Genomic DNA, 9,475 nt, shown 5'->3' on the forward strand with positions numbered 1-9,475 from the left:
ACGGTTGTGGAGTCACAAGCAGAGTTTGTGGAGATGGGATGATCGTGAGTAACTTTGAACCACCTGATCTGAAAAGTCTGCAGACGCTCGCGGCCGTTGCCGAGTTCGGCAGTCTCACGTCGGCCAGTGCGGCGCTCGGGGTGACTCAACAGGCGGTCTCGTCGCGCATCCGCACCCTCGAAATCCGCACCGGGTCAGCGCTCGTGACCCGGTCGGCCCGTGGCTCCCAGTTGACCGCGACGGGCCTGCTGGTGGCCGGGTGGGCAAAGGACGTGCTGGATGTTGCCGACCGGTTCGAGGTCGCGGTCAGCGCGCTCCGCGACGAGAGTCACGCGCAGCTGCGTGTCGGCGCGAGTCTGACGGTCGCCGAACACCTCATGCCGCAATGGCTGGTTGCGTTCCAGACGGGCAGCGGGCATCCGGCTGCCGTCGACCTCGCTGTGGCGAACAGCCGTGCGGTCATCGAGCAGGTTCGCGCGGGTGCCCGCGACATCGGGTTCGTCGAGACCCCTGATGTGCCGTCCGACCTCGAGTCGCGGGTCATCGGGTTCGACGAGCTCGTCATCGTCGTCGCGGTGAACCACCCGTGGGCCCGGCGTCGACGCGCGATCAGCGCAGCCGAGCTCGCCTCGACCGCTCTGGTAGTTCGCGAAGAAGGTTCGGGCACCAGACGCACGCTCGAACTCGCGCTCGGCGCGCTCGAGCCACCGCTGGTTCCGGATGCTCCCGCTTCAGTCTTACCCACGACGACGGCGATCCGGTCGACCGTCGCTTCGGGTCCGGCGCCCGCCGTTCTGAGTTCGCTTGCGATTCGCGACGACGTGACGCTCGGCCGCCTCGTTCGAATTCGTGTTGCGGGGCTCTCACTGAAACGTCCGCTCACGGCCGTGTGGGCGCGGAACCCAGCCGGGCTGCCGGAGAATGCTGAACGACTGCTCTCGATTGCCCTGACGCATGCACGCTGAGACCACAGGGGTCGCGGGGATGCCGTCGAAGCTCGCTCGACTCGAAGAACGCCATGTGGCAGCCCTGAACGGTCTCGTTCGACAGCTGCGTACAACCGGCGGCAGCCCCCGGGTCGTGCCGTGGGCCGACCCTGACAGTGGGGGAGTGGATGCGCGAGTGCTGGTGCTTTTCGAGAGCCCGGCGAATCTGACAGTGAGCGCTGGTGCCTCGGCCTTCAGCTCGGAGGACAACGAGAACGCGACGTCGCGTTCGTTCGCGGCGGCCCGCATCGAGGCAGGCATGACGCGTCGAGACTATCTCCGGTGGAACGTGGTTCCCTGGCCGCTGTTCGACGCAGCCGGCGTACGCCGCCCACCGAACGCCGATGACCTCGACGAGGCACAGCCCGCTCTGGCTGCCGTGATTGAGCTGATGCCCGGCCTGTCGTCGATCGTGACGTTCGGGGCGACAGCGCTGACCGCGGTGATGCGCTACTACACCCTGCACGATCATCCCGTCATCGTGCCCGTGCTCGCAGCGCCGCACCCATCACCCGCGAACGGGCACAGACGCGGCGAGAACCACGTGCGCGCGGTCAACGCCCTCCGCAGATCACTGCCCTGACTGATGGTGGTCGCTGTGGTCGTGGTCGTGTCCGGCGTCGGGGCTGCCGCCCATCATCTTCAGCATGGGCCCGCTGCCGCTTCGGTAGAACACGATCACCAGCACGGCGCCCAGAAGGATGAAGATGATATTGAGCCAGGTGGTGTAGTTCCAGCTGATGCCGTCGTCGACGATGGTGAGGTTGCGGTTCGTCGGAACAAGGCTGAGCGGGGTGAAGATCAGCTCGACGGCGTACCCGGCGAGCACCATGGCGCCGTAGAAGATCGCGGTGATGCGGAGGGCGGCCGTCGTGCCGTAGTACTTCCGGTAGATCAGGATGATCGGAATGATGATGAGGTCGGCGAAGATGAAGCTGATCACGCCGCCGAAACTGATGCCGCCATTCCACAGCACTGCGGCCAGCGGCACGTTCCCGACCGAGCAGACGAAGCTGATCATCGCGAGCAGCGGGCCGACGATCGGCCCGAGGACGAACGCCACGGTCGGGTCGTTGACGAAGAACACGGCCTGCAGCCAGGCTTTCGGCACCCAGGCAGCGAACGCGCCTGCGATGAGCAGGCCGATGACGATGTCTTTGAGTACCGCGGCCCAGTCCATGACGAAGTACTGCGACACCGAGGTGATGCCGGGCCCGGAGAACAGTCGCTGCCAGAAGGTGCCGCCCCGCTGCACCGACATGTCCATGCCGGCGTGGCCCTCCATCCCGCCGGCGAGGCCTTTCTCTGCCTGCTCGCGGGCTTTGTCGGTGATCTTGCCACGCATCCAGAGCCGGAACCCGAGGGCCACCAGGATGATCATGATGGGGCCGCCGACGAACTCGGCGAGAGTGAACTGCCAACCCATCACGAAGGCGAGAATCAGGCCCAGCTCGACCACCAAGTTGGTCGACGCGATCTCGAACGCCATTGCAGCAGAAAAGCTGGCGCCCTTCCGAAAGAGAGCCCGCGCCAGCGCGACGGCGGCATACGAGCAGGATGAGGACGCCGCACCCAGGCCACTGGCGATGGCCAAGGATCGCGGCGAGTCGGTGTTCATCAGCCGGGTGATCTGCTCGCGCCGGATCAGCGCCTGAATGACGCCGGAGAGCGCGAAGCCCAGAATCAGGGGCCAGAGAATCTGCCAGGCCATCGACCCGGCGGTGGCGAGAGCGTCGCCAATGGCCTGAAAGGCGAACATGCTCAGAACCCCGCGAGTAGCTTCTGCATCGTGGTGATTTCTGCACTTCGAAAGCTCATTTGCACATCCTCCATTTGATACCCGCCTAGGGTATGCACGCGAGGGTGGAAACCACCAGCCGTCGGGTGGAAACGATCACAAGGCCGACGTCTCAGCCGTTGCGCTACTAAGTCATCTGTGGCATCTTGAGAGGGCACCTCGGTGCGACGGCGGTGGGGCTCACCGTAACCAACCTCGACCCAGGTCGACAACAGTCCCTATCTCAGCACTTCGGTGCGCCACGAGATAGGAGCCCACCGTGTCACAGCCAGCCACCGCATGGTCACCGCCCGAACCCTCGGCGGTAGGCGGCACGCCGGTCATCGTCGTCGGCGTATTCCCAGGCGTGCCTGACGACGTGGTCTCGCAGGCGGTCGTCTTCGCGGAACGGTTCGGCGCCCAGTTGGTGTTCGTGTACGTCGATACCGGCCGGTATGTCGTGGGCCGGAACGGCACGGGTGAGGTTGTATCGGCGCCGATCGATCCCGACCTCGCAGACGACGATCCGGGCATGTTCCCCGCTGACCTGCGCGAGCACCTTGCATCATCGGTCTCGGTGGGTATCCAATGGTCGACCCTGCTGTCGGCCGGTGACCCGGCAGATGCTCTCGCGCAGCTCGCGGAGCAGCGGGACGCGACGGCGATCGTAGTCGGAACCCGCCGCGCCACCATGCGGTCCACTGTCGGTGAGTTCTTCAACGGCTCCGTTGCCGCGCATCTGGCCCACCGCCAGCACCGGCCGGTGATTGTCATCCCGGTGGCACCGGTCGCATCAGACGAGGCCCTCCCGTGGGCGGCGACCTCATGACCGGCGACGCCGGCGCATCCCGCCTGGTGCTGCTGAGGCACGGCCAGAGCACCGCCAACGCCGAAGGCCTCTTCACCGGGCTGCTCGACGTCGGCCTCTCGCAGACAGGCGTCGCCGAAGCGCACCGTGCTGCCGCGCAGCTTTCCGCCGCGCACATCGAGCCAAACACCGTGTTCGCTTCGGAACTGAGGCGTGCGACGATCACGGCTCAGACGGTCGTCGATGATCTGCGCCTCTGGCCGGCCCGTGTGCTTCGCGACTGGCGCCTCGACGAACGCAACTACGGCTCCCTGACCGGCTTGTCGAAGGCCGAAGTTCGCGCCGAATACGGTGACGCACAGTTTCTGCGATGGCGTCGATCAGTTTCCGGAGCCCCGCCACCGATGACAGACGCCCAATACGAAACGCTGGCAGGCAGCCCTTTGTTCGGGCGACTGCCCGCCGAGGCGCTGACCCGCACGGAGTCCCTTACCGATGTGCAGGTCAGGGTGCGGGCCTTCTTCGCCCAGCACCTGGTTCCTCTGCTGCGTGCGGGCGGCTGCGTGCTGGTCGTCGCTCACGGCAACTCGCTGCGTGCGCTCTGCGGAGTGCTCGAACCCCTTGACGACACCGAACTCGAACGGCTGAACATTCCCACCGGGTATCCGCTCGTGTATTCGTTCGACGAAACACTCCGGGTGCGCACCCGCACCGGCACATACCTGAACACAGAAAGCGCCCACGCCGCCGCCGAGCTGCTGGCACACGAAGGAGGAACCTGATGAACGACTACACCGGACACCACAACCGCACCATCACCTACGACGCAGGCGAATACGTCAGCCACCCGACAGGACACGCGCTCACCATCAGTACGGTCACCGCCGAGCAGATTCTCGACTCGCGCGGCAACCCGACTGTTCGGGTGTCGCTTCGTCTCGATGACGGTTTCGAGGCGGTCGCATCAGCACCCGCGGGAGCCTCGACGGGAGCGTTCGAGGCCGTCGAACTCCGCGACGGCGGCTCCGCATACGGCGGCCTGGGCGTGCAGGGCGCGGTCACCGCCGTGCGAACCGAGATCGGCCCGCTCCTGACGCACCATTCGTACAACACGATCAGTGACCTCGACCGGGCACTCCGCGACCTCGACGGCACCCCGAACCTCGCCCGCCTCGGCGCGAACGCCGTGGTCGCGGTCTCGATCGCAGCAACCCGGGCGTTCGCGCACCGGGCAGAGCTGCCGCTTCACCGCTGGTTGTCGCTCGTGACGGGTTCGGCAGAGCGGATGCCGGTGCCGCATTTCAACGTGCTGAACGGCGGCGCCCATGCAGCAAACGCCCTCGACTTCCAGGAATTCATGATCGCACCCGTGCAGGCGGCCACCGAAGCCGAGGCAGTACAGACGGGAGCGGAGATCTACCACGCCCTCGCCCGGCTCATCCGTGAAAAGTATGCCGCCGCGGGCCTCGGTGACGAGGGAGGATTCGCGCCACCGATCGACTCCGCCGAGGAAGCGCTTGATCTGCTGGTGGCCGCGATCACCGATGCCGGCTACACGCCCGGGGTCGACAGTATCGCGATCGCGATGGATCCGGCCGCCAACGGCTTCTCCCTCGGCGGCGGCCGCTACCGTCTCGCGGGCCGGGAACTGGCCCGCGACGAGCTCGTCGACTACTACGAGAACCTCGTCGACTCGTACCCGATCCGGAGCATCGAGGACGGCTTCGCCGAAGACGACCACGAAGGGTGGATCGCACTCTCCGAACGCCTCGCCGACCGGATCCAGCTCGTCGGAGACGACCTCTACGTCACCGACGCCGCCCGCATCCTCGACGGAGCGCACGAGCACTACTCGACGGCGGCTCTCATCAAACCGAACCAGATCGGAACCGTGAGCCAGACCCTCGACGCCATTGCGGCCGCCCGCAGCAACGGAATGGCCTGCATGGTGTCGCACCGTTCCGGCGAAACCGAAGACACCTTCATCGCCGATCTCGCCGTCGGTACCGGGGCCGGCCAGATCAAGTCAGGTGCACCCGCACGAGGAGAACGCGTCGCGAAATACAACCGACTCACTCAGATCGAGGCACAGAACCCCACCATCCCGTACGGACTCGCATGAGCGACGATCAGCTCCCGGTCGACAGCGACATCGAAACCGACCAGGCCAGAGGCGCGGCGCCTCGGCCGGTCCACATCCGGCCCGCCTACCTCGCCCTGGTCGCGGTGGGCGGTACGGTCGGCACCGCGATCCGGGAGTTGCTCGCACTCGGCGCACCCCAGATCGACGACATCACCGTCGCGATCATCGCGATCAATATCGTCGGGGCCCTCGCACTCGGCGTACTGCTGGAAACCCTCGTGAGTGCCGGGCCTGACCACGGACGCCGCCGCATCGTGCGTCTGCTGGTCGGCACCGGTGTGCTCGGGGGGTTCACGACGTACAGCACGCTTGCCACCGACACGGGCATCCTGCTCGCCCACGGCCGCACCAGTGCGGCGATTGTCTACGCCGTCATGACAGTGCTGCTGGGCGCTGCAGCGACTTTCTGCGGCATAGCACTAGCCACGGCGGTCAGGAGACGGCGCGACCGCACGTCTGCGCTGGAGGTGGCGGGGTGACACCCCTGGTTTTTCTCGCACTCTCCGCGGCGGGCGGGGTCGGGGCCGCACTCCGACTCTTCACAGACGGCGTCGTGCGTTCCCGCATGAAGATCGCGTACCCACTCGGCACCACGATCATCAACGTCGCTGGCTCATTCATCCTCGGACTCATCACTGGTGCGGCCCTCAGCCATGTGGTCGCGGAGTCATGGCACCTGGTTATCGGAACCGGGCTGATGGGCGGGTTCACGACGTTCAGCACAGCAAGTTTCGAGACCGTTCGTCTGCTGCAGGAACGCCGCTGGGTTGCTGCACTGATGAACGGGTTCGGGATGCTCGTGCTCGCCGTCCTGGCAGCGTTGGCCGGCCTCGCGATCGGTGGGGCGTTGTGACCTGACCGCATCCATTCCCATAGACCGCCCACCCCAGAGGTTCCACGTCCTCCGCGGTGGGCACGAGGGGAAGGGCCCGCGGAACGACACTTCCCCTCACCCCTCACCCCTCACCCCTCACCCCTCACCCCTCACCCTTCAGCCCACGACCCAGACCGGTACTGACAGCTGATCTCGGGAGCCACGATCGCTGCCACTGAGTACACTCAGTTCATATGCATCACTGCATATGTCTGTGAATTGTCACACGATGGTGGGGGATGGATGGGTGAAATCGAGCTGGTCGACGCGACTTTGTTGGCATCGAGAGCGCTTCTGGGCGTTGTGGCCCGGTCGATGACCGAGGCATTGATGGAGGTCACGCTGCCGCAGTTCCGGGTTCTGATCGTCGTTTCAGGTGCCGATCAGATCCGGATCGGTGACCTGGCCGCGCGGATGGGTGCGGTGCAGTCCACGTTCAGCCGCAGTGTTCAGCGCATGGTGTCGGCGGGGTGGCTGAATCGCACACCGAGCCCCGATAGCCGTCGGGAGATCGTCATCACGATCACAACGAAGGGACAGGCGCTTGTCGACCACGTCACCGCGTCGCGTCGCACCGAACTGGCCAGGATCCTCTCAGCACTCAGCGAAGAGGAGCAGGTCGCATTGACCGCCGCATTCGACACCTTCACAAACGCAGCAGGGGAGAGTCCACTCCACGACCTTCTGACGATCGGGCTGTGATGAGTGTGATGAGTACTGCCCCCGACTCTCGTGCCGTGGCGTCGCGGTGGTTGTTACTTCGTGCCGGCGTGCTGGCTCTGCTTGTAGGTGCCGCTCTGGCATTCACGGTCGTCGTCGTGTCGGACGTGTCAGAGCCTGCCCCCGCTCCGGCAGCGACTGTGCCCCCGATGGTGCGGCCGCTTCAGGATGACCTGCAGTCCCTGCTCGAGAGCGTGGTGCCCAATCCGCCAGATCTCAGCCCGAGCACCACCGAACAGCTGCAGACCGCCGTCGCTGGGATCGCGCGCGAAGCAGCTGACGGAGCCTACGGGTCAGCCCAGACGGATCTTGACGACCTCCAGAATCACCTGGCCGAGCTTCTCAGCAGCCGGACAGGCACCCTGATCACCCAAAGCCGCGGGCAGACGATCCAACACGCCATCGATACGGTGCGAGACGACCTTGCCCAACTGAAATGAGCACCATGCACGAAAGCATTCCCAGCCCCCCGATCAGCTCTTTTGATATCGGACCGTTCACGATCCACTTCTACGCACTCTGCATCCTCACCGGCATTCTCATCGCTGTCGCGCTCACCCAACGCCGCCTCAGCCGCCAAGGAGCCGAGAAGGGCATCGTGCTGGATGTAGCCCTCTGGACTGTCCCATTCGGAATCATCGGAGGGCGGCTCTATCACGTCGTCACACACCCGAACGACTACTTCTTCCCCGGCGCCGACCTCTGGAAGGTGCTGTTCGTCTGGGAAGGCGGGCTTGCGATCTTCGGCGCCATCATCGCGGGGAGCATCGGCGCATTCATCGCTTGTCGAAGGAGGGGCCTCCGGTTCTGGGCGTTCACCGACGCCCTCATCCCGGGTCTTCTCCTCGCCCAGGCGTTCGGTCGGTTCGGCAACTACTTCAACCACGAACTCTACGGCGGGCCAACGACGCTGCCCTGGGGCCTGCAGATCGAGGCTACGAACGCCGCATTCCCGCCCGGCCTGCCACCCGGCACCCTGTTTCACCCGCTCTTCCTCTACGAAATGATCTGGAACATCGCCGGCGCGTTCCTGATCATCTCCCTCGAACGCCGCCTCCGGCTGCACTCCGGCCGAACCGTGGCGCTGTACTTCATCTGGTACGGAATCGGACGAGCGTTCTTCGAATCCCTTCGCCTCGACCCGACCGAATTCGTCTTCGCCGGCCTGAAAGCCAACGTCATCGCCGCCCTCCTCTTGGCCGTCGCCGGTGTTGTGCTGTTCACCATCCAGACCAAGCGCCACTCACCGAACCCCGGGAGCCCTCATATCCCAGGCAGAAACTCGAAACACATGCCACCTGCACCGGGCCCGGATGGCGAAGCAGACCACGTCGACCGGGTCGCTGAAATACGCCATTCCCACGGCAACTAGGAAGCGCAGATCATCGCACGCACATCGAGGCTCGCCGTCGACCGAATCCGACCGAATCGGCAGCGCCGCGGACCTTGCAACATCCTGAGTCTTGTCATCGCGGCTGCTTGACCAAGCCTTGCATGTCTCATAAACCCAAAGCGACACAACTATGTTGAGGGTCAAGGGGCTGGAATTTGAGGCCCTCAGAGCGATCCGTCACCTTGAAAGATTCAACCTGAGACGTCTCAAAACCTTTAGTTTTCTGGAACACCCGCGTAACCGTTTGATGTGTTGTCAGCCGCGGTAGTTGAAGCGGTTGCCGAGCCGTAAAAAGTTCTTAGACTATTCCGCTTGTTCCAAGGAGGGTGCCGACGATAAAGGTCGCGGCGAGGGCGAGGGCGCCGCCGATGACCACCCGGATGGTTGCGCGTGCCACGGGGCTGCCGCCGAGTCTCGCGCCGATGATGCCGGTGATCGCGAGGGCGATGAGGACGACGGTGAACGTAATGGGGACCCTTACCGTTTCGGGTGGAAGAAGGATCGCGAGGAGTGGCAGGATGCCGCCGATGAGGAAGGCGAGCGCGGAGGCGCCTGCGGCGTGCCAGGGGCTGACGACGTCGTCTTCGTCGATATTCAGTTCCATGGAGAGGTGCGCGCGCAGGGCGTCATTGTCGGTGAGTTCTGTCGCGACCTGCAGCGCGGTCTCTGCGCTGAGTCCGCGCTCACGGTAGAGTCCGGCGAGCTCGGTGAGTTCACCGGCCGGATCGGTCTTTAGCTCGGTGCGTTCCTTCTCTATGAGGGCGCGCTGGCTGT

12 protein-coding genes are annotated in these 9,475 nt (G+C 65.0%); 10 read left to right on the plus strand and 2 right to left on the minus strand.

The window, feature by feature from the left end:
• Positions 1-44: 44 nt before the first annotated feature.
• Both FB464_RS19595 and FB464_RS19600 read left to right on the plus strand, forming a co-directional pair.
• Positions 45-965 carry a LysR family transcriptional regulator gene (locus tag FB464_RS19595; protein WP_246093228.1) on the plus strand — a complete coding sequence of 307 codons (921 nt, stop codon included), beginning with the start codon at positions 45-47 and terminating at the stop codon, positions 963-965.
• Positions 955-1,569: a uracil-DNA glycosylase gene (locus tag FB464_RS19600; protein ID WP_116416876.1), complete on the plus strand. Its 615-nt coding sequence runs from the start codon at positions 955-957 to the stop codon at positions 1,567-1,569. The genes FB464_RS19595 and FB464_RS19600 overlap by 11 nt, the downstream gene beginning before the upstream one ends.
• Here the strand turns inward: FB464_RS19600 and FB464_RS19605 are convergent.
• On the minus strand, positions 1,558-2,745 hold the full coding sequence (locus tag FB464_RS19605) for a permease (protein ID WP_116416877.1): 1,188 nt from the start codon (positions 2,743-2,745) through the stop codon (positions 1,558-1,560). The two genes, FB464_RS19600 and FB464_RS19605, sit on opposite strands and share 12 nt — an antisense overlap.
• Positions 2,746-3,043: 298 nt before the next feature.
• Between FB464_RS19605 and FB464_RS19610 the strand changes: the two genes are divergently transcribed.
• The 8 genes from FB464_RS19610 (at position 3,044) to lgt (ending at position 8,680) form a co-directional block, all read left to right on the plus strand.
• On the plus strand, positions 3,044-3,592 hold the full coding sequence (locus FB464_RS19610) for a universal stress protein (RefSeq protein ID WP_116416878.1): 549 nt from the start codon (positions 3,044-3,046) through the stop codon (positions 3,590-3,592).
• On the plus strand, positions 3,574-4,353 hold the full coding sequence (locus FB464_RS19615; protein WP_246093229.1) for a 2,3-bisphosphoglycerate-dependent phosphoglycerate mutase: 780 nt from the start codon (positions 3,574-3,576) through the stop codon (positions 4,351-4,353). The genes FB464_RS19610 and FB464_RS19615 overlap by 19 nt, the downstream gene beginning before the upstream one ends.
• A complete protein-coding gene (eno, locus tag FB464_RS19620; protein WP_116416879.1) occupies positions 4,353-5,693 on the plus strand; it encodes a phosphopyruvate hydratase in 1,341 nt (446 codons plus the stop codon). Before FB464_RS19615 ends, eno begins: the two co-directional genes overlap by 1 nt.
• On the plus strand, positions 5,690-6,193 hold the full coding sequence (locus FB464_RS19625; RefSeq protein WP_116416880.1) for a fluoride efflux transporter FluC: 504 nt from the start codon (positions 5,690-5,692) through the stop codon (positions 6,191-6,193). Before eno ends, FB464_RS19625 begins: the two co-directional genes overlap by 4 nt.
• Complete coding sequence (gene crcB, locus FB464_RS19630; protein WP_116416881.1) at positions 6,190-6,567, plus strand: fluoride efflux transporter CrcB; 378 nt, start codon at positions 6,190-6,192, stop codon at positions 6,565-6,567. Before FB464_RS19625 ends, crcB begins: the two co-directional genes overlap by 4 nt.
• A 264-nt stretch (positions 6,568-6,831) precedes the next feature.
• Complete coding sequence (locus FB464_RS19635; RefSeq protein ID WP_116416882.1) at positions 6,832-7,290, plus strand: MarR family winged helix-turn-helix transcriptional regulator; 459 nt, start codon at positions 6,832-6,834, stop codon at positions 7,288-7,290.
• 8 nt (positions 7,291-7,298) lie between these two features.
• Positions 7,299-7,748, plus strand: coding sequence for a hypothetical protein (locus tag FB464_RS19640; RefSeq protein ID WP_142206785.1), 450 nt, complete (start codon positions 7,299-7,301; stop codon positions 7,746-7,748).
• A gap of 5 nt (positions 7,749-7,753) precedes the next feature.
• Entirely contained in the window at positions 7,754-8,680 is a 927-nt protein-coding gene (lgt, locus tag FB464_RS19645; protein ID WP_246093230.1) for a prolipoprotein diacylglyceryl transferase, read from the plus strand.
• A 319-nt stretch (positions 8,681-8,999) separates the two neighbouring features.
• Here the strand turns inward: lgt and FB464_RS19650 are convergent.
• On the minus strand, positions 9,000-9,475 hold a 476-nt coding region (locus FB464_RS19650), incomplete at its 5' end, for a VIT1/CCC1 transporter family protein (RefSeq protein ID WP_142206786.1).

This window comes from Subtercola boreus, from assembly GCF_006716115.1.
GTDB classification, from domain to species: domain Bacteria; phylum Actinomycetota; class Actinomycetes; order Actinomycetales; family Microbacteriaceae; genus Subtercola; species Subtercola boreus.

Bases quoted from the DNA above. Each gene is read 5' to 3' on its own strand.
- FB464_RS19600 (WP_116416876.1), top strand. From the start codon at position 955: ATGCACGCTGAGACCACAGGGGTCGCGGGGATGCCGTCGAAGCTCGCT.
- FB464_RS19605 (WP_116416877.1), bottom strand. From the start codon at position 2,745: ATGTTCGCCTTTCAGGCCATTGGCGACGCTCTCGCCACCGCCGGGTCG.
- eno (WP_116416879.1), top strand. From the start codon at position 4,353: ATGAACGACTACACCGGACACCACAACCGCACCATCACCTACGACGCA.
- FB464_RS19625 (WP_116416880.1), top strand. From the start codon at position 5,690: ATGAGCGACGATCAGCTCCCGGTCGACAGCGACATCGAAACCGACCAG.
- FB464_RS19635 (WP_116416882.1), top strand. From the start codon at position 6,832: ATGGGTGAAATCGAGCTGGTCGACGCGACTTTGTTGGCATCGAGAGCG.
- FB464_RS19640 (WP_142206785.1), top strand. From the start codon at position 7,299: ATGAGTACTGCCCCCGACTCTCGTGCCGTGGCGTCGCGGTGGTTGTTA.
- lgt (WP_246093230.1), top strand. From the start codon at position 7,754: ATGCACGAAAGCATTCCCAGCCCCCCGATCAGCTCTTTTGATATCGGA.